Annotated in this window: 19 protein-coding genes, 1 tRNA gene and 1 riboswitch; of the genes, 5 read left to right on the forward strand and 15 right to left on the reverse strand. The window is 58.8% G+C overall.

Annotation, left to right across the window (positions count from 1 at the left end):
- The first annotated feature begins 27 nt into the window (after positions 1–27).
- From CVU60_11315 to CVU60_11325, 3 genes are all read left to right on the forward strand, one after another.
- Positions 28–1329 (forward strand): radical SAM protein, encoded by a 1302-nt coding sequence (locus CVU60_11315; GenBank protein ID PKN41322.1) that lies wholly within the window; start codon positions 28–30, stop codon positions 1327–1329.
- A 1-nt stretch (position 1330) separates the two neighbouring features.
- Positions 1331–2002 carry a hypothetical protein gene (locus CVU60_11320; GenBank protein ID PKN41323.1) on the forward strand — a complete coding sequence of 224 codons (672 nt, stop codon included), beginning with the start codon at positions 1331–1333 and terminating at the stop codon, positions 2000–2002.
- 85 nt (positions 2003–2087) lie between these two features.
- Positions 2088–2163: transfer RNA gene (locus tag CVU60_11325), tRNA-Asn, on the forward strand.
- A gap of 247 nt (positions 2164–2410) precedes the next feature.
- Here the strand turns inward: CVU60_11325 and trxB are convergent.
- The 8 genes from trxB to CVU60_11365 form a co-directional block, all read right to left on the reverse strand.
- On the reverse strand, positions 2411–3373 hold the full coding sequence (gene trxB, locus CVU60_11330; protein PKN41324.1) for a thioredoxin-disulfide reductase: 963 nt from the start codon (positions 3371–3373) through the stop codon (positions 2411–2413).
- 13 nt (positions 3374–3386) lie between these two features.
- Positions 3387–5807, reverse strand: coding sequence for an ATP-dependent protease (locus CVU60_11335; protein PKN41325.1), 2421 nt, complete (start codon positions 5805–5807; stop codon positions 3387–3389).
- Complete coding sequence (locus tag CVU60_11340; GenBank protein ID PKN41326.1) at positions 5800–6252, reverse strand: hypothetical protein; 453 nt, start codon at positions 6250–6252, stop codon at positions 5800–5802. Before CVU60_11340 ends, CVU60_11335 begins: the two co-directional genes overlap by 8 nt.
- Before the next feature lie 27 nt (positions 6253–6279).
- Entirely contained in the window at positions 6280–7152 is an 873-nt protein-coding gene (locus CVU60_11345; protein ID PKN41327.1) for a hypothetical protein, read from the reverse strand.
- Positions 7153–7181: 29 nt separating this feature from the next.
- A complete protein-coding gene (locus CVU60_11350) occupies positions 7182–8210 on the reverse strand; it encodes a hypothetical protein (GenBank protein PKN41328.1) in 1029 nt (342 codons plus the stop codon).
- Positions 8207–8899, reverse strand: coding sequence for an ABC transporter permease (locus tag CVU60_11355; GenBank protein ID PKN41329.1), 693 nt, complete (start codon positions 8897–8899; stop codon positions 8207–8209). Before CVU60_11355 ends, CVU60_11350 begins: the two co-directional genes overlap by 4 nt.
- 120 nt (positions 8900–9019) lie before the next feature.
- The gene (locus tag CVU60_11360; GenBank protein PKN41330.1) at positions 9020–9892 is read right to left on the reverse strand and encodes a tungsten ABC transporter substrate-binding protein; all 873 of its coding nucleotides are present in this window, start codon (positions 9890–9892) and stop codon (positions 9020–9022) included.
- Positions 9893–9978: 86 nt separating this feature from the next.
- Positions 9979–10551, reverse strand: coding sequence for a hypothetical protein (locus CVU60_11365; GenBank protein ID PKN41331.1), 573 nt, complete (start codon positions 10549–10551; stop codon positions 9979–9981).
- A 91-nt stretch (positions 10552–10642) separates the two neighbouring features.
- Here CVU60_11365 and CVU60_11370 point away from each other — a divergent pair, with 91 nt between their 5' ends.
- Complete coding sequence (locus CVU60_11370) at positions 10643–11380, forward strand: hypothetical protein (GenBank protein ID PKN41332.1); 738 nt, start codon at positions 10643–10645, stop codon at positions 11378–11380.
- Positions 11380–12135, forward strand: a complete 756-nt coding sequence (locus CVU60_11375) for a hypothetical protein (protein ID PKN41333.1) — start codon at positions 11380–11382, stop codon at positions 12133–12135. The genes CVU60_11370 and CVU60_11375 overlap by 1 nt, the downstream gene beginning before the upstream one ends.
- Before the next feature lie 82 nt (positions 12136–12217).
- On the opposite strand, the gene CVU60_11380 is transcribed toward CVU60_11375, so the two are convergent.
- From CVU60_11380 to CVU60_11410, 7 genes are all read right to left on the reverse strand, one after another.
- The gene (locus CVU60_11380) at positions 12218–12472 is read right to left on the reverse strand and encodes a hypothetical protein (protein ID PKN41334.1); all 255 of its coding nucleotides are present in this window, start codon (positions 12470–12472) and stop codon (positions 12218–12220) included.
- Positions 12473–12507: 35 nt separating this feature from the next.
- The gene (locus tag CVU60_11385) at positions 12508–14568 is read right to left on the reverse strand and encodes a ribonucleoside triphosphate reductase (protein PKN41335.1); all 2061 of its coding nucleotides are present in this window, start codon (positions 14566–14568) and stop codon (positions 12508–12510) included.
- Between the two features lie 33 nt (positions 14569–14601).
- Positions 14602–15240: an anaerobic ribonucleoside-triphosphate reductase activating protein gene (locus CVU60_11390; protein ID PKN41336.1), complete on the reverse strand. Its 639-nt coding sequence runs from the start codon at positions 15238–15240 to the stop codon at positions 14602–14604.
- Positions 15241–15304: 64 nt separating this feature from the next.
- Positions 15305–15481: riboswitch (cobalamin riboswitch) on the reverse strand.
- A gap of 63 nt (positions 15482–15544) precedes the next feature.
- Positions 15545–16774: an MFS transporter gene (locus CVU60_11395; protein PKN41337.1), complete on the reverse strand. Its 1230-nt coding sequence runs from the start codon at positions 16772–16774 to the stop codon at positions 15545–15547.
- Between the two features lie 12 nt (positions 16775–16786).
- Positions 16787–17986 carry a hypothetical protein gene (locus CVU60_11400; protein PKN41338.1) on the reverse strand — a complete coding sequence of 400 codons (1200 nt, stop codon included), beginning with the start codon at positions 17984–17986 and terminating at the stop codon, positions 16787–16789.
- Between the two features lie 54 nt (positions 17987–18040).
- Entirely contained in the window at positions 18041–19276 is a 1236-nt protein-coding gene (locus CVU60_11405) for a molybdopterin oxidoreductase (protein ID PKN41339.1), read from the reverse strand.
- Positions 19269–20039 carry a molybdopterin oxidoreductase gene (locus CVU60_11410; GenBank protein PKN41340.1) on the reverse strand — a complete coding sequence of 257 codons (771 nt, stop codon included), beginning with the start codon at positions 20037–20039 and terminating at the stop codon, positions 19269–19271. The genes CVU60_11405 and CVU60_11410 overlap by 8 nt, the downstream gene beginning before the upstream one ends.
- Between the last annotated feature and the right edge of the window lie 18 nt (positions 20040–20057).

Below are 20057 nucleotides of genomic sequence, written 5' to 3' on the forward strand. Positions count from 1 at the left end.
TCGTCTTAACCAGGAGACATTGATTCCATGAACGATGAACGGACGAGAGACCTTTTTATTGAAATGAATGCCCGCGAATACGGCCCCATCTTCAATTACATCAACTGGATCACAGAAGAACGCGCCAGCACGGCGACCCAGGAAAGAATTCAGCTCCTGCAGGTGCCGGGGGTCAGCGTGTCATGCCTTGGCACCAAGATCCATCACGGCCCCCTGTCGCCGGGATGCCTGAAATGTTCGCGGCAGGCCTGGTCCTGCCTCTTCATCAGCGGGCGCTGCAACGGCCGCTGCTTCTACTGTCCGACGCCCCAAAACATGGATGATCCGCCCATGTCCGGGAGTGTGCCGTTTCACCATGCCCAGGACTACGCCGACTATGTCCGCTTTTTCGGATTCGGAGGGGCGAGCGTCAGCGGCGGCGAACCTTTCCTGGATTTCGACAAGAGCCTCGCCTTCGTGCAGGCACTGCGCCGGACCTGCGATCCGGCGCTGCACATATGGCTCTACACCAACGGCATGCTGGTCACGGAAGAGAAGCTCGCAAGGCTTGCGGCCGCCGGACTGAACGAGATCCGTTTCGACATCGGAGCCACCGACTATGACTTGAAATTCGCGCGTCAGGCGGCAGGCATCGTGGGCACGGTCACCGTGGAAATTCCGGCCGTGCCGGAGGAAGCCGGGCGCCTTGCGGCTTTGCTGCCCGACCTGTCGCTGGCCGGGGTTTCGCACCTGAATCTGCATCAGTTGCGGCTCACTCCGCACAATGCAAGACATCTGCTTGAACGTGATTATACCTACATTCATGGCCCCAAGGTCACGGTGCTGGAATCGGAGCTTTGCGCTCTGGGCCTCGTAGCGCATGCGGCCGAGCGCAAGCTCGAACTGGCGGTAAATTACTGCTCTTTTGTTTACAAATACCGTTTTCAGGCTGCGGCGAGCCGAAGGCGCTTTGGCGTGAGCCTGCTTGAAAACGGGGAATTGCTAACCGAAAGCGGCTTCATTCGCACGCCTGCAACGGCCGCGACTGCAGAAGAATCCGGCTTGAAGCCGCCTCTCCCGGACGAAGCAGACCTGCTCACCTTGAGCCTTGTCGACAGTCCGACTTACGCGGCCGCTTTTGTGAGGCCCCTGGCCAACCCGGAGTTTCCGCATCGGGAAGTCAGCGTCTCGGCGAGTTTCACGGTCTTTCTGGAACGCCATCCCGCCAGGCAGGCAGCACAAAGCGGTGCGCAGGCTCCCGTCGCTGATTCTGCCACAGCAGGCCTCTATGAGCCCAATCTGGAGGAATCATGTGAATGGATCACGCCGGGCCTTGGAGTATACTTTTGAAGTGGAAACCTTTTCGGTCCGTTTCTTTTTCTTGATTGGAGGAGCCATGAAAAATCCATCGATCCAAAGAATTCTCATTTTCGCAGCGATATCTGCCTTTCTGACGTTGGGCCTGGCCTGCTCGCACACTCCGTTCAGCGAACGGTACCAGCCCGGAGCCGATACGGTTTTCCTGTGGCAGAACGAACCCATCCCCATTGAGCCGGAATGGAAGTATCTTGATGAGGTCACGGTCTCTGTGCGCGGAAAAATCCACGATACCAGCCTGACCCCGATAGACATGGTCAGAGCCCTCATCTTCGTGCGAGACGGCGAGACGCATCCTTCGATCCTGGTCCTGTCCCGCGTGATCAAGACCAGTCAGGTTGACATATTTCGCTTCCTGGGCGGAACCAAGACAGTCATCGGAGGCTACCCCTACCGTGAGGCCACCTATGGGCTAAGCGCGGATTCGGCCGATCCGGAATACGGACAGTATCTTGAAAGAATCCGTGCGGCAGGCCTCACACCGGCACCGGAATACACGGTCCGGGTGCTGGACAGACTGCCCGTGGACACGGCGCTGATCCGCATCATGGAACTCACCCCCGGAAAAACGCACCTCGCCCTGCCAGCCTACGGAAAGCTGTACCCTCAGGAACGGGAGGAATTGTTCCGCCGTCAACTCTTCTAGATACGAAAGCGTTTGAAAATGAAGAGGAAAACTACAAGGTTGACAGTCTTCCTCCCTTTCCATAAAAGCGCTTTCTGGCTCTTGTTCCCCGGTAGCTCAGCTGGCAGAGCAGGTGGCTGTTAACCACCGTGTCGGCAGTTCAAATCTGTCCCGGGGAGCCACAAAATTTACGCCCATACGGCGACAAAACCCCTTGAAAGTTCAAGGGGTTTTTTTGTCTATGACCCAATCACGCCAAATTCGAACCCGCGTAAATTGAGTGTCGTTCCTGATTCCCTCTCCACGAAAAGCATACTGTCGCACCGCTCCCCCGCCCGCATGGCCAGACAATGCCGAAGCTGAGAGGGAGCCAAAAAAACGGCGCGAAGCACGAAGCCCCGCGCCTTAAGGCGTGCCGTGTTCCTGCCGCTATTTGCGGGCGGCCTGGGCTTTTCGAGCTTCCACGTAGTGGGCGGCGGCCAGGGCGGCCACGCAACCATCGGCGGCGGCCAGGACGATCTGGTTGGCATACTTCTGCCGCAGGTCGCCCACGGCGAAAATGCCGGGCAGACTGGTTTCGCATTTCTCGTCGGTAACCACGTAACCGGCGGCGTTCATCTTCACTCCCGCAGGGACCAGAGCGTTGTTGGGCAAAAAGCCCACAAAGATGAATACGCCGTCGGTGGTGATCTTTTGGGTCTCCTCGGTCTTCACGTTCCTGACGGTCACATCGGTCACGCCCTGATCATCGGCGACGATGTCGTCCAGTACGGAATCAAGCACCAGCGTGATGCGCGACTCGGCAAAGACCCGCTGCTGCAGGATGCGGCTGCCGCGAAATTCATCGCGGCGGTGCACCAGATAGACCTTGGCGCAAATCTTGGACAGGTAGAGGGCGTCTTCCAGGGCCGTGTCTCCACCGCCGACGACGACAACGGTCTTGCCGCGAAAGAAGAATCCGTCGCAGGTGGCGCAATAGGACACGCCCTTGCCGTACTGTTCCATTTCGCCGGGAACGCCCAGCTTGCGGGCGGATCCGCCAGGCGCAAGAATGACCGAATGCGCGTGCAGGCGGGTCCCATCGTTCAGGACCACCTCATGATAATCCACCCCCGGCTCGACCCGTGCGACCTCGTTTTCACGAATCTCCAGATCGTAACGCTTGGCGTGATTCAGGAATTTTTCGCACAGTTCGAAACCGCCGACCTCTTCGATACCCGGATAGTTCTCCACGTCCTTGGTCAGGGCGATCTGGCCGCCCGGCATGCCCTTTTCGATCAGAACCGTGTGCAGCGCCGCGCGCATGGCGTAGATTCCCGCTGAAAGCCCGGCCGGGCCACCGCCGACAATAACCAGATCATACATTTCGTTTTCCAAGGTATTTTCCTCCAAGGTTGGCCTCTGATCAGGCCTTTTCCTGTTTGTCTTCCTGTTTGCCAAATTTTGCCAGGCCCTCGGCCAGCTCTTTGAGTCGCTTGTCCGCCAGGGCGTAAATGCTGCCATTGGGATAGGAACCGTCCTTTTTTCGCGTACCGGCCTTTTTGCCGGTCAAAAGCCCAATGCCTTCCTCGATGCTGGCCACAGACCAGATGTTGAAACGTCCCTCGCGCACGGCCTCGACCACTTCAGCCTTGAGCATGAGATCCGGGACATTGGCCTTCGGGATGATCACGCCCTGAGTCCCGGTCAGCCCCTTGGCCTTGCAGCAGGCAAAAAAACCTTCGATCTTGTGATTCACGCCACCGATGGCCTGGACCTCGCCATTCTGGTTCACGGACCCGGTGACGGCGATGCCCTGCTTGATGGGCACACCTGAAAGACTGGAGAGCAAGGCATACATTTCCGTGGAGGAGGCGCTGTCGCCGTCCACCCCGGAATAACTCTGCTCGAAGGCGATGGACGCACACACGGCCAGGGGTTTGTCCTGGGCGAACATCTTGCGCAGGTAACCGCCAAGGATCAGCACGCCCTTGTTGTGGGTGTTCCCCGAAAGATCGGCCTCCCGCTCTATGTTGATGATCCCGGCCTTGCCCATGGACGTGGCGGCGGTGATGCGGCTGGGCTTCCCGAACATCACGTCACCCATGTCGTATACGGCCAGGCCGTTGATCTGCCCGACCTTGGCCCCGTCGGTATCGATCATGATCGAACCGCGGTCAATCATGTCCTGAATCTTTTCCTCGACAAGGCTCGAGCGGTGAATGCGGGCCTCGATGGCTCGGACCACGTCGTCGCGAAGCACCATCTCGCGGCCTTCCTGTTCGGCGAAGTAATCGGCCTCCATGAGCAGATCGGTCAGCTTCGGGAAAGTCGCGGCCATCTTTTCCTGCCGACCGCCCATGCGCACGGCCTCTTCCACCAGCGCGGCCACGGCCGAGCGGTCAAAGGCCCGCAGGCCATGTTCCTCGGACTGGGTGCGGACGAAACGTGCGAAGCGGAGCACGGACTCGCCGGTTTTGTCCATGGTGGAGTCGAAATCCGCGCGGACCTTGAAAATCTTGGGCACATCGTCGTCATGATGCTGCAACAGATGGTACAGATAGGTGTCGGCCAGGACGATGACCTTGATGTCCATCTCTATGGGTTCGGGCTTCATGGACGACGTGGTGAACAGATAGAAGGGGTCGTAGGTCTGAATCTCCATCTTGCGACTCTTGAGCGCCCGCTTGAGAGACTGCCACACACCCGGCTCCATGATGGCGTCGAGCAGGTTCAGCACCAGATATCCGCCGTTGGCCCGCACGAAGGACCCGGCCTTGATGCGGGAAAAATCCGTGCGCCAGACCCCGCTGCGATCCACGATGCGCTCGATGCTGCCGAACAGGTTGCGGTAGGTCGGATACTCCTCGATGATCACCGGAGGGCCCTGCTGCTCGCCGTTGTCAACCAGCACGTTGACCGAATACTGCTCGAAGGGGTCGCCCACGGAAATGGGCGGCGGATGCTCCTGTGTGAAGAAAATTGCGATGTTGTCGACCATGTTGTCGATCATGTGCCTGAAATAGACATCAAGCTCCGTACAGGCGAATTCGGCCTTGATCGGCGCGATGAGCTCGCCGGCAAGATTGGAGAACATGAGCTTGTCGGCCTGTCGGTTCTTTTCCTGGATTTCCTTCTGCAGAACCCGGATCTGCAGAAAAATGGAATCTATCTCGGCCTTGATCTCGACATGCTTGGCCTTGATGCGGCCGAATTCTTCCCGGGGGAAACGCCCTTTTTCAACCATCTGCTCGAGCTTCAGGATCGGAGTGGGCTCGCCGTCGACGATAGGCATGACCTCGGGCTGCTGCCCCTGCCGGCCCTGGAAGGTAACCAGTGCGAAGCCGGCCTCCTTGACCTGTTTTTCGAGGTTCATGAAAAAGCTGGCTGTCTTTTTCTCGTAGGCCTCGTTGATCTCGTTCTTGCGCGCCAGATATTCCGAACTCTCAAAGAGCTTGGGCACCTCTTTTTTGAGTTCCTCGACCAGCTGCTGCATGTTTTTCTTCAGCCTTGCGCCAAAACCAGACCTCAGACGCACCAGAATGGGGGCCTCGGGGTCCTTGAAGTTGTTCAGGTAGCAGAGATCTCCGGGTATCTCCCCGTTCTGCACGACCTTGGCGAGGACCTTTTTCACAGCATCCATGCGCCCGGTGCGCGGGGCTCCTGTGACCAGGATGTTGTAGCCCGGGCGCTGGATGCCGATGCCGAACCTGAGCGCATCCACGCCCCGGTCCTGGCCCAGAATCTCATCCAGGGGTTCGAGTTCGTCCGTCGCGGCAAAAGGCAGGGTGGAGGTGTCAAGGATCCACCGCAGCTTATCAGGCGTCAATCGTAACGATTCACTCATTCCTACCTCGCTCGTGTTCTTCCGTACTCACCTGCACAGGCGTGCAGTTCCTGCATTTGGGCAAGACAACCCGCAGCACGTCGTTTGAATAGCTGGCGCGGACCTGATCCGTCAGCACAGCCGAGGGCAGGCGCACCGTACTTGAAAATCCGTGGCGGGAAATGCTCAATTCCCGGCCGTCCCGGAGCTCTTCCACCTTTTCACCGGACAGGGACAAACGTTGGCCGGTGATCGAAACCTTGATGGAACGCGGATCAAGGCCAGGCACATGCGCCGAGACAATGACGGCATCCTTTTCATTGACCACACGCACATCCGGCTCGCGGCGCAACAACCGCAAATCCATGGGACTGCAGAAATCGCGGACAAAGGAATCGAAAAGCTCCTCCATATCCTGTCTGAGCTTGCCGAGTTCGGCGCGGTGCCACAAATGCAGATCGGACATATCTCCCTCCGCAAAACACAGGGCCAATTAAATGCCGAAAAAAAAAGTACTGTACGAAATGTTTCCGGCGTCGCCAATGCAGTGAATATCACCCCGGGAGGCGGCGTGGTCAAGTCCGGCCTCGAGATTGGCACGCAAGGACTTCAATCCGCCAAGACGCTGGGCGTGATCGAAATCGACGACAAGGAGGCGGACACGCGGATGGATGACGGGATTGGCGGCGAACCGGTACCGTTTCAGGTGGGGAGTTTCAAGGGCGCGGGAGCGTTCAAGGAGATCGCGAAGCCAGGAGCCCATGGCCTGTTCGCTTTCGAGGATGCGATTGAGTTCGTGCATGCGCCAGACGATCCCGCCCCGCCCGGCAAGACGGAGATCACCGTCCTGATAACGGCGAAGCAGAAAAAAAACGGCCGTTCCCTGTGGAGAGAGCGCGACCAGATCGGCCCGCCCCGAAGGCAATGCGGCGTCCACGGCCAGGACGCAGGAATGCCTGAGAAAAAGCCGATCGAGGGTGGCCGCCCGCCGGTCTTCATGACTACAGACCCGCCGCCGCACATGTTCATACGAGCGGGCAAGATCATCAAGAGTTCGCACCCGCTTCGGCTGCGGCATGGCTTCGTCGCCAAGCACTGTCCGTGCCCCCGGATGTGACAGAAGCAGATGCTCCGGCGCTATGCGACACTGCAGTCCTGCGCCGCGAAGTTCCACTTCCGCAAAGGTGTTGCCGCGCATACGCACGGTGATCCCGGTTTCATCCACCCGCGGAACAGCCTCGGCATCCGCGACGATCCGCGCCCACCAACTCCGGGAGTCCTGGCCCAGTTCGTTGCAACGACGGCACAATACCCGCCACTGCGCATCCCGAAGGGCCTCCTCGCAAAACTCCGGACGCTCCGGCATGCTCCCTTGCGCTCCTTCCGGACTCATGCTCATGCGATTTCAGGCATCCGTCCCGAACTGTCCAAAAAACACTCCACGGCGGAAGACGGTATGTCGGCCTGCACCAAGGCTCCGATCTCAAGACCTGCGCCCCAGAATTCCTTCAATGCCATCTGCACATGCAGCGGTCTGCCCAAATCCACGCTCAGGCTGACCATGTCGCCCTCAAGCCGGATCCGGGTCAATATCCCCCGGTTCAGACCGGGCTCGTCGGTCACCCCCAGACGGACCGCGCCCGGTTCAATGACCACCCGCCCCCGGCCGGGTCCGCACCGAGGAACCGGCACGTGAAAATCGGCGGCGATTCGACACCAGGTCTGCCCGTTTTCATCTGCAAACTGTCCGGCGTAGGAGTTGCTCAGCGGGCGGGCGGCAAGACGGCCCTCTTCCAGATAAATGACCTTGGGGCACAACGCCGCAGCCTGGGAACGGTTGTGGGTGCAGAGCACGATGGTGGTGTCACCCCGGTCGCGCAAATCGGCCACGATCTGCTCGATGATGACCCGGTTCTGGGTATCGACGCTGGCTGTCGGCTCGTCCAGCAGCAGGACCTTGGGGCGGCTGGCCAGGGAACGGGCAATGGCCACGCGCTGCGTTTCTCCCCCCGAAAGGCGCGGAGCATGAACGTCGGCCAGATGGGCAAGGCCCACAAGATCGAGGGCTTCGTCGATCAGACGTTCGCGGCGGATCTTTTCCACCCCCCGGATAGCCAGCCCGTAACCCACATTCTCGCGCACGCTGCGGCTGAACATGACCGGATGCTGCTCCACCAGACCCACGTTGCGGCGCAGGGAGCGAAGCGTCGGTTCTTTCCAGACCACGGGCCTGTCCTCGAAACGGACCACTCCCTGATGGGGGGCATTCAGAAAGGAAAGGATGCCGAGCAGGGTCGATTTTCCGGCTCCGTTAGGTCCTTGCAGGGAGTAGGCCTCACCCTCCTCGATGGTCAACCGCGGCAGGTCGAGCACCACCCGGCCGTCATAGGCCACGAGCACATCGCGCAGTTCGAAAAGACTCATCGCTGCGTCCTCCCCTGCGCGTAGCCCAGCAGCACGTTCACGCCCAAGCTGATGGCCAGCAGTACAATGCCCAGCCCCAGGGCGAGGACGAATTCGCCCTTGTCGTACTCCAGAGCCATGGCCGTGGTCATGGTTCGGGTGAAACCTCTGGCGTTGCCGCCGAGCATCATGGAGATGCCTATCTCCGAAATGACGCGGCCAAAGGCGGCCACAACGGCGGCCATGATGCTGAAGCGTGCCTCACGCAGGATTACCAGCGCAACCTGCCAGGCCGAAGCGCCCAGGGTCAGGGCCGTACGCCGGTAGCGGTCGTCGATGCGGCCCACGGCGGCGATGGTAAAGGCGATGACGATGGGGGTGATGAGAATGATCTGGCCGACAACCATGGCCTTCTGGGTGTAGAGCCAACCCAGGGAACCTAAAACGCCGCGCCGAGAGAGCAGGGAATAGACCAAAAGGCCGATGACCACGGTGGGCAGAGCCAGCATGGTGTTGAAGAAAGTGATGACAGCCTGCTTGAGACGAAACCTTGCTATGCCAATCAAAAATCCTGCCGGGACCCCAACAATGCAGGCGACCAGGGTGGACCAGAAACTCACATTCAGAGACACACCGACGATATGCAGCATCTCCGGATCAAATCGCAGCAAAAGGGTCAGCGCGGCCCCCAGACTCTCCAAAAAAAACATGCAGCCTCCAAAACGGGCAGTGAAAAAAAGCCCGCTGCCAAAGCGGGCCTTTCAAGCCTTCAATAAATTCATGGCCGGGTTTAGAACCCAGCCATGAATCCACACGTGTAACGCCCGAAGCTACTTTGCGTCGGGAAAGAAAAGCTGCTTGTCAAGGAGTTTGTAGTCGCCGATGACCTTCTGACCGCGCTCGGAGACTACCCACTTGGCAAAGGTGTCAGCCAGATCAAAGCGGACATGGGGGTGCTTTTCCGGGTTGACCGGGATCACGCCATAGGGATTGAAAAGATTCTTGTCGCCTTCGCTGATGGGTTCCAGATCCAAGCCCTCAGGGCGGCCGTACTTATACTGCACGTAAGTGCCCCGATCGGTGATGGTGTATCCCTGCTTCTCCTCGGTAAAGGTCAGGGCCTTTCCCATGCCCTGGCCGATGGACATGTACATCTTCATTCCTTCGGGATGAACGGCCTTGAAGGTCACTTCCTTGGTCTTACCCTTGAAAACAGTGTCCTCTTCCTTCAGAGACAGCCCCGTGGCCTTCCACAGTGCCTGCTCCTTGGCATGGGTACCGCTGTCATCGCCACGGGACACGAACACGGCCTCGGACATGGCGATCTTCTTCATGGACTCGGCCGCGTCGGCGCCCTTAGCTCCGGCCGGATCGGCGGCAGGTCCGATGATCAGAAAATCGTTGTACATGACATAGTAGCGTTTGGTACCGAAACCATCGGCAACAAATTTCTCCTCGCGGGCCGGATCATGCACGAAAATCACGTCCACATTCCCGTCCACGCCGTCACGGATGGCCGCGCCAGTGCCTTTGGCCACGACCTTGACGTCAATACCCGTGTCTTTCTTGAACTCGGGAAGCAAAACATCAAGCAGGCCGGAGGACTGCGTGCTGGTCGTGGTCGACATCTTGAGCACCTTGTCCTGGGCGAAAACCAATCCCGGCATAGCCAACAAAAGAAACAGCACCAAAATTCTCTTCATACTTCCTCCTGATAAGTGATGATTGACATACGTCGGAACGTATATGTCAAACAAGACTTAAGTACAAGAAGGAAGCGCTACGCCCGTCAATCAAGGCGGGTTTTGACAGAAGGACGAACCGTCCCATCTTCCACGACATTTTTTTTCGGGCGCACATAGGGCAACGTGAAATCCGAAGATGCCAGAGCGACCCCGTCACCAGTACGCAGAACCCTGGCGTTGACGTAAATTTGGCGCTCGATGATCGTGTACGTTCCGACCAGTACGGAGTAGGCAGGCACGTCGGTATTGATCTGCGACAAGTCCCGGGAAAGCGCGAGCACTCCGCCCTGGGGCAACACCCTCAACTCGTCGGAACGCAACTGGACCTCCGTCACGGAATATCCGAGCTGGCTCAACCGTGAAGAAACCTGCTCCGAAAGAAGACGCCCGAGATCGTTGGTATTTTCCACATTGGTGGAATCCACGAAGGATGCCGCAAGCATCGGATACCCCGCGACTCCACTGCCGGAAAGCTGCCGGTGGAGGTGATCTCCCGCCTTGTAGGACAGAGGTATGAGCGGCGGCGTCTTGGCACGCGAACCAATCTCGTAAAAGGGGGGCAGCTGCACGCATCCGCCGATGAAAACGCAAAAAAGCAGGATATAGAGCTTGAACATTACCGATCCTCCGGGAGAAAAATGCCTACCGCTGAATGCAAAGCATGCCGCGTGCCAACATTTCCCCAAACCGGCTTAAGTTTTCCAGCCCGTGGCCGATAATCTGATCATGGAAAAAACCAAAATCAAGGACCACGCCATGCGCATCGCAGCCCTGCTCACACTGATTACCCTCGGACTTTTGACCGGCTGCTCTTCGGTCAGCGTCAATTCCGACCAGTCATCCCAGCTTGTCACTGCCCAGGCACCCATCCCAAGCGGCTACCTGCTCAGCACCCAACCCAAAATGCAGGCCATGGCCCATTGGGACCAGCTGGCGGACAAGGTCGCACAGAACTGCGGCAAGGCTCTTGATCATTTCTTCCCTGGAGAAGACGTTCGCGTGTATGTCGCACCCCTTGGCACCACTCCCTTCGCCAAGGCCTACAGGGAAGCGCTGTTGACCCACCTCATCGACTACGGCGTCCCCGTTTCCTTTGCCCCCGAAGGGGCCGCAGTGCTGGAAGTCAACCTGGGCCTTGTCAGGCACAGGCGCGTCCTGGACACGACACGCAAGGGTTTGCGAAACGCCCCGGATCCGGGCTTCAGGCAGCGCAAGAACAGCGCCGGGCTTTACGAGCCCGTACCGGAAGTGGGTGAGGAGAGCGGATATTTTGACGCGCCCACTCCGGATTCGGAAGTCCAGATCAATTCGGCCCTCGTCCATCAGGGCGCGTACCTCTACCGCGACTCGAGCATTTTCTACGTAAGCAGCCCCGACTGGGCCCACTATCAGCTGCAGACGCCGCAGGGCGGCGTGGAACTCAAACGCTATTCCCTGGTGAACTGATGATGCGATCAGCATTCTTTCTGGCTCTTCTCCTTTGCGTCCTCCCCGTCTCAGGACAGACGCAATGCGGAGCTTCGCGCATCGACATGCTGTGCGACTCCCTGGCCGAGAGTCTGGTCGCCAATCTGCAGATCCGCCTGGACCGTGCAGGCTTGATCATGGCAGCTCCCTTCGCCGACCTGCATGACGTCAAGAACACGTCCCCACTGGGCCGAATTCTGGCGGAAGAGATGGGCAACGCGCTCACACGTCATGGATACCGTCTGGCGGATACCCGCGTGTTCATGCCTTCGCCCTATTCATTGAAGGAACAGGGCGAAACGGCCCTGTCCATGGCCCCCGACCAGGCAGGGGGCACCACCGGTATGCACACGATACTGACCGGAACCTATGCCATGGCCGATGGAGGCCTGCGCATCTCAGCACGCCTGATTCAGCCTGCGGACCACGCCGTCCTCGCCACCGCCAGTTGTCGCCTGCGCGTGACGGACGAGATCCGCGAACTGCTTGCGGCCGCTGCCCCTGCCCCCGCCGCTCCGGCTCTCCCCGCCGTTCTCCTGAATCTCAAGACAAAGGCCGACGCCAAGCGCGTGCAGCAAGCCCTGGCCGCCCAGGGGCTCTACAAAGGCAGGATCGACGGCATCTGGGGCAAGAGGTCCAAGGCCGCCCTGGCACGCTTCCGCGCCTCACTGGCCATGCCGGCCACCGCAGACTGGGATCCGGCCACCCAGGCCGTCCTGCTGCCCGCCTCCTGACCCGCCCAAAACCAGCACAAAAAAAAGACTGCCTCGTCATAACAATCGTCACCATTTTGCTTGACGAGCAGACTTTTCGCGCCTAGCTAGCTTTCGTTTCAATACAAAGTTCGTAAAAATTACCATATTTCTGAATACAGAGGTACGCCATGCGTGAAATCACATTGTTTTTGCATTCCCAAAAAATCCAGCGCCCGAAGCCGATCATTTCCACCGCGATCACGAGTCTGGCCGGGGGATTGCGCTCGGCGCTCGGCGTCTTGAACGGGCTGCGCAGATCTGCGTCCGGAAAATAGAAACTCCCACGCCAAAAAACGCGAAAACGGCCGGATTGCATTGCAGTCCGGCCGTTTTCGCGTTGAAGTCGCTCCCTTATTGCCCGAAACAGGAGGCCTGGGAATATTCCACCCGATCCTTGTACTCTTCCTGTTTTCCGCGGTTCCACATCTTGACCGGACGGTAGTAGCCCACCACGCGGGTGTACACTTCCGTCTCCTGGCCGCAGTGCGGGCAGGTGATCTGCTCACCTGTCAGATAGCCGTGGTCCTTGCAGATCGAAAAGGTCGGCGTAATGGACACGTAGGGAATCTTGGTCTCGGTCAGGGCGCGCACCAGATAGTTCTTCAGGGCTTTGGTGTCCGGCACGGATTCGCCCAGGAAGCTGTGAAAAACAGTGCCTCCGGTGTACAAGGGCTGCAGCCGGTTCTGATGCTCCAGGGCGGAGAAGATGTCCGTGGTATGCCCCACGGGGAGCAGGGTCGAGTTGGTGTAGTAGGGCACCCCGTTTCCGGAGGCCTGGATGTCCGCATAAAGCTTCTTGTCAATCTTGGCCAAGCGGTAGCTGGTCCCCTCGGCCGGAGTGGCTTCGAGGTTGTAGAGGCTGCCCGTCTCCTCCTGAAAGCGCACCGTGATCTCCCGCAGATGGTCCAGGGTACGGACCATGAGCCTTGTCCCAGCCTCGGTATCGATGCCCTTGCCGAGCAGATTCAGGCAGGCTTCGTGGCCGCCCAGGATGCCGATGGTGCTGAAATGGCTGCGAAAGCCGTTTTTGAGGTAGCGGCTGGAAAAGGGAAACATGCCCTTGTCCATGTTGTCCGTGACCATCTTGCGCTTGAACTCAAGGGAATCCTTGGCCAGGGAGGCATACTCGCCCACCAGGTCCAGAAAGTCTTCCTCGCCCTGGGCCAGATAGGCCAGCTTGGGCAGGTTGAGGGTCACCACACCGATGGAGCCTGTCAGATCCCCTGCGCCAAAAAGACCGCCGGTACGCTTGCGCAGCTCGCGCAGGTCCATCTGCAGACGGCAGCACATGGAACGCACGTCCTCGGGTTTGAGGTCCGAATTGATGAAGTTCTGAAAATACGGAACGCCGTATTTGGCCGTAAGCTTTAGCAGCAGCTCGCCGACCTCCGTCTCCCAGGGAAAATCCGGAGTGATGTTGTAGGTCGGGATGGGGAAGGAAAAAATCCGCCCATGATAGTCGCCGACCAGCATGACCTCAAGGAAGGCCCGGTTGATCATCTCCATTTCGACCGCATACTCGCCGTAGGTGCTGTCCTGCAGCTTGCCGCCGATGATGACGGCCTCCGAAGCAATGTGCGCAGGCGGAGCCAGATCGAAGGTCAGGTTGGTGAAGGGGCTCTGTCCGCCCCAGCGCGAGGTTGTGTTCAGGTTGAACACGAACTTCTGCATGGCCTGCTTGACTTCCTCGTAGGTGAGGCTGTCATGGCGGACCAGCGGAGCCAGATACGTGTCCACGTTGTTGAAGGCCTGCGCACCGGCCCATTCGTTCTGTAGCGTTCCAAGAAAATTGACCATCTGTCCAAGGGCCGCGTCAAAATGCTTGGGCGGACCGGACGAACAGCGCCCTTCAAGGTTGAAGCCCTCGAGCAAAAGGTCGCGCAGGGACCAGCCGGCGCAATATCCGGCCAGGCCGAAAGAAAGGTCATGGATGTGAAAATAGCCGTGCTCGTGAGCCTGCCGGACTTCCTCTGGATATTTCTCCAGGGAATACCGGGCCTGCACGGAACCGGACAAATGCAGCATCAGGCCCTGAAAGGAATGGGACATGTTGGCGTTTTCGCTGACACGCCAGTCGGACTTGTCCAGATAGCTGTCGATGGTCTCGGTCACGTCCAGGAAAGTCTCGGTCTGGCTGCGAATCGCGCGACGCTTCTCGCGGTACACGATGTAGCGCCGTGCGACCTGATAAAGTCTGGACTCCATGAGCACCTGCTCGACGGTGTCCTGAACCAGCTCCTGCTCGGGCATGGCCTCGGCCTCAAGTTTGGACTCGACCTTTCCGGCCAGACGCTTGGCCAGGATGGGATCCTTGATGCCACTGGCGTTGAGGGATTTCAAAATTGCCTGGGCTATCCGGTCCACAGACCAGGATTCAACACGGCCATCACGTTTCACAATCTGCTGAGGCATGAATACTCCAATAAAGTTCGGTCGAATTGAGAATCAGGAAAAATCGTCATTGCTTCGAGGAGGCACAAATTCCTGGAAATGCAAGGGCAGGCCTTGCGGCATCTGGGCCCGGGTCGTCTCCAGATCATCGGGCGTCAGGCTCGGCACCTTGGTGCAGCGAAAATAGACACGTCCGGGATACGCGCGAGCCAGGTCGAAGACCTCTCTCAGCGCATCGCGGGCCGCATCGGCCGCCAGGGCCTGTCCGGTCAGCTCCGGATACATGGACCAGGGCCCCTTGACGTCCACGGCCACGGCCTGAGCAAGGCCGGACTCAAGCACCCGCTCAAGGGCATCAGGCGCGGAGCCGTTGGAATCGAGCTTGACCGGCAGGCCGGTCGAGGCCAGATCCGCGAGCAGCCCGTCCAGGTCAGCCAGGCAGGTCGGCTCTCCCCCCGACAGGGTGATTCCGTCCAGCCAGCGCTTGCGGCGGCGCAGGTCGGACAGAACAATTTCCCGGTCGAGACTCGGCAGCGAGGTCCATTTCCAGGCCAGGGACGCATTGTGGCAGGTCGGACAGCGCAGATTGCAGCCGCCGGCAAAAAGCACGCACGTGATTTTACCCGGCCAGTCGCAGAGACTCACCGGCACCATACCGCGCACGCGTTCCCACGAAGGAATCGTGTCAGTCATGTTTGCTCGAAGTTGTGATGACGTTTTTCTGAACAACTCAACGCCCTGCATCCGCGTGCAGAGGGTTAAGAGAATTGCTTCAGGCAGGTTTTCTGGCTCGCCCCTCGCGCGCGGCGTCTCCCTTGAGGGATCGGCTTTAGGCGCGCGAAATCGGGGTTACAGTGGCGGGACCGCCCCGGACTCGCACCGGGTTCCCTTGTTCCTGAAGTAGTTTCGCAGAACAGGTGGAGTATTAGGATATCGCGGCATCGGGATCAACCAAAACCTTTTCCACAGGGGTGCCTCAACTGTGTGGAAGACGAATTCAACTCAATGAATGCGCGCGGTTATGGCGCAAAAAATTGAGCGCAACCACGGGAAGTGCCAGCGCAAAAAATCCGGCCAGAAGAAGGAAGGTCGTGGACAGGCCATGGCTGTCGGCAAGCAGGCCCACAAGCGGACCCGTGACCACGAAACCGGTACGGAAGGCCAGGCTGTGCAGAGACAGGATGCTGGCCCGGTTCGCCCGGCTGCTGAGGGCCTGCAACCGCGAGCGCATGAGCGGACCCTGCAGTCCGCGCATGGCCGTAAGCAGATAGTAGAACAAAAATCCCCACACGGCCGTGGTGATTCCAAGTCCAAGATACGCTACGACGATCAGCGCGAAGAAAAGCGCCTGCATGCCTGAAACGCCGATCTTGCCTTCGACCCGATGGCTGTTCGCGGCAGCCAGGGCCACAACCAGATTCGCCCCTGCCCAGGCCGGTCCGAACCATGTCACAGGGACCTGGCAGTCCTGCATATAGGGCTGAATGAGCCAAACCATGTAGAAAGAGGCCAGCCCCAGAAGCATCCCGTTCAGGATGGTCGCCCGGATAGCCGAGCTTTCCCGAAAGGCGAACCTGCAAACGCGCAGCGCTTCAGCCAGATGCGAAATCACCGGCCCGCTGGTTTCCGCCTTGGGTTCCTTAAGGGTCTGGCACAATCCCAGGGCCAGAATCCAGATCCCGATCTGGGCCACGAAGGGCAAAAGCTGCCAATGCGCGTACATGAGCCCGGCAAAGAGCGCGCCCGCGGCCTCTCCCCCCTGAGCCCAACCGACCATGCGCCCGTCGCAACGGGTGTAGAGGTCCACCCTGTTCTCGGCGCGCAAGGTCTCGAAAAGCAGCGCCGTGTCCGAACCGCTGATGAATGCGTAGGAGACGCCCAGCAGCAGCTCCGCGACCAGCACGCTCCAGAAGGTGGATGCGAACAGATACCAGCCCCAGCCAACAATGCCAAAAACGCAGGCCACAATGAGTGCCCAGCGATAGCCCAATCGGTCACTGACGTATCCGGACGGATACTCCATGATCACGCTGGCCAGCGAGAAAAACACCTGAAGGGTCAGGATCTCGGTCAGGGTCAGGCCGATCTGGTCCTTCCAGAACAGGGTAATGATGGCCATGGGAAAGAGGGTCATCTTCAGCGCCGCGAAGACATTGAGCGTCAGCAGCGTACGCCGCAGACCGTCTTCAGGGCCCTGGGCGCCCCCGATCCCCGTCTTTGCGATCAAGAGCACCGCCTCCTACTCCCTGACCAGCGGGCCAAAAAAACGCCCGGCCGTGCGCGGCTTGCCCACCAGTTGAGGTACGGCAAAATTGAGCCCGTGAATGACCGGAAGGCTCAGCCCGAAACTCGCGATGGTGACCAGGGCGCTCACGAAAAATACGCTCCAGCCGTCCGGGGAAAGGTTGGCGACGCTCCAAGCGGCCACGGGGGGATTGATGAAATGATAGAACACCCCATTCAGGCCGAGCAATATGATGGCGTTACGCCCAAAAAAAGCAAGCAGCGAGACGTGTTGCAACACCCGCCCCAAAGCCATGATCATGACGGTCCCCGCCAGCGCAGTGAAAGGAAACCACAAAAAATGCCCATGTCCTGAAAGCAGAATGATTACGGCCTGCAGGTACCTGAAAGGGCCCTGATTGAGATCATAGGAGAAATGAACGGCCGCCAGCGCCACCACGAAAATCGCAATTCCCGTGGCACCCGATACGCGACCAGGGAACCCGCTCCTGCCAAGCAGCATGCCCACGAGATAAAATGCATAGACCACAGGAACTTCGTGCATGAGCCAGAAGCTCATGTTCTGGCCGAAAAAGAAAAATTGCTCATTGAGGGCAAAGCCGCTGGCATAACACGCAATTGCTACCGCCATGACTCGTGTTGCAGACTCCAGGTAGGGTTGCAAAAGACGATGCAGGCACTCCACGCTGACCAGGCAGGCCACAAACCAGAGCGGAATATTGAACAGGGGAAAGCCCATGGCAGTGGATACTGAGGCCTTGAAGTAACCATCCACGCCGGAGAGATCGAGCATGGGGAACCAGCCCGCAAATACCAGCGACATGGCCGCCAGCATGATGCTGAAAAAAAGATAGGGCACAATCCGGCTGACCAGGGTCGATTGCACGAATTTTCGAATGGGCGGCACGCAGGGCCGCACGCCCTTTACCCATCCCGACAGCATGAAAAAGAGGATCATGTGGAAGGAATAGATCCACTTGTAATGCACGGCGGCAGCAGGGTTCTTCAGATACATGATCTGCTCGACGAAGTGTCCGTAATAGACAAGCAGGAGTCCCAGTGCCCTGGCGACGTCGATGGCGGACTGCCGCCCGTTTTCAGTATCCTTCATGAAACCTCCCGTTAAGTCCGCCGATCCATGTTCCCACTGTGAATTTTGAACAGCAAGGAAGTAATGAACACAGATGCCAAGCATTTGTCATCTCAAAAAAAAAGGCCCCGAAGGGCCTCTTTTTCGAAACAATCGTCTCTACTTGTTGAGCTTCACTTCCTGAGGGAAGATCGGCAGATAGCGGTAGGATATGCTCATGACCAAAAATCCGTAGGCGACAATCATGAGCGAGGTGGACCACTCCGCCCAGTTGGGCATGTATGTGGTCCAGCGGTCGAACGGCATGACCGGAATGGCCAGAGCCTGCACCGTGAAGACGAAGCGGTTGATGGTGACGCCGATGGCGGCCATGATGGCAGCGCTGTACATGAGCCACGGGCGATTGCGCACGGCGGGAGTGACCAGCAGCGCGGCAGGAATCACGCCGAACCAGAAGAGTTCGAGCCACAGCAAAATCTTGCCGTACCCGTGCTCGCTGCTGAACATCTCGTCGAAGGTCAGCCCCATGCCGGGCAGGATACCCTTGGCCCAGGCGTAGGTGTCGATGATCTTGAAGAAGATGTAGACACACAGCAGCAGGCCGGAGATCTTTCCGAGAAGCTTCTTGGTGTCATAGCTGACCAGCTTGCGGCCGGTGATGCCTTCCATCATTGCGGCACACAGCATGGTGAAGCCGGGTCCGGCGGCAATGGCCGAAGAGATGAACAGGAAGAACGTCCAGGGCCAGATGAAGAAACCTTCGCGGAACACGAACGGACGGCCGAAAAGGACGCCGTACATGCCGCCCAGTGAACCCTGGTGGAAGAAGGACAGGAAGGTGCCGATGCCGGCGAAAAGCGGCATGTACACGTGGAAGTTGTGGGCAATGTGGTGGCAGAGCCGATTCTGGTTGATCTTCCGGTTTTCCAGGATGATCGGCACATATTCGATGATCAGCACCGTGCAGTAGCAGGTGATGCAGAAGATGACTTCCGTCAGCATGGAGTGAACGTTCGGATGCCAGTAGCCAAACCAGGCCCTGAGCGGCTGGCCGATGTCGAGCACAAGGATCAGCATCGCACCGGAGTAGCAAAGGAAGCCAACGATGACCGCCAGATTGATGACGTTCTTGAGTTCGTCGATACGGACTATGTAGCGCAGAAATCCGGAGAAAAAGGCTCCGGCGCCCAAGGCGATGACCGCCAAGTCAAAGGTGATCCACAGGCCGAACCCGAAATAGTTGTCCAGGCCCGTCACGCCGATACCGGTTCCCAGGACCTTGAACGCACCGTATCCGCCCCAAGCGAGGAAGATGCTGATCACGCCCAACCAGGCCAGGAACTTCCCAACAGAACAACGCTCCACCCCTTCGGGCCAGTATGCTCTATCAGACATGTTCGCCCCCCTTCTCATTCTTCAGGTAGTTGTCCCCGAGTTTGCGGACCCACTCCCGCTTGGAGTAGTAATAAACCTGCGGGTCGGTGCCGAGTTTCTCCAGCAGGCGAAACGCGTATTTGCTCGCGGCCATCTTGGTGACTTCATGCTCAGGATTTTTCAGGTTCCCGAATTTGATCGCACCCGTCGGACAAATTTCGGCGCACGCCGGGATGTAGGCGTCTTCAGCCAGTTCCGTCGGGTCCTCACCGTTCATGCGAGCCTGTTCCTTGGCAGCCATGAAACGGTGGTGGCAGAAAGTGCATTTTTCGACGACGCCGCGCGGGCGGGTCGATGCATAAGGAGTCAGAACCTTTTCCATGCCCTCGGGCCAGATCGGATCGAACCAGTTGAAGTAGCGTGCATGGTAAGGACAAGCCGCCATGCAGTACCGGCAACCGATACAACGGGGATACACTTGGCTGACGATGCCGCCTTCCTCATCCTTCAGGGTGGCCACAACCGGGCAGACCGTGGAGCAGGACGGGTGACCGCACTGCATGCAGGGCCTGGGCAGGTAGGCGACCTCATGATCCGGAAAGGGCTTCTTGTTGGACAGCTCGTATATGTTCATCCAGTCGTTGGTGCGCAGCTTGTTGGCTGCGTCGGCCTCGGGGGGAAGGTTGTTTTCCGCCCGGCAGGCCACGGTGCAGGCACCGCACCCGGTGCACTTGTCAAGGTCGACAAGCATGCCCCATTTTACTTTGAATTCTTTTGCTTGCATTGTGAATATCCTCTTATT

It is taken from the genome of Deltaproteobacteria bacterium HGW-Deltaproteobacteria-18, assembly GCA_002841885.1.
Taxonomy (GTDB): Bacteria; Desulfobacterota; Desulfovibrionia; order Desulfovibrionales; family Desulfomicrobiaceae; genus Desulfomicrobium.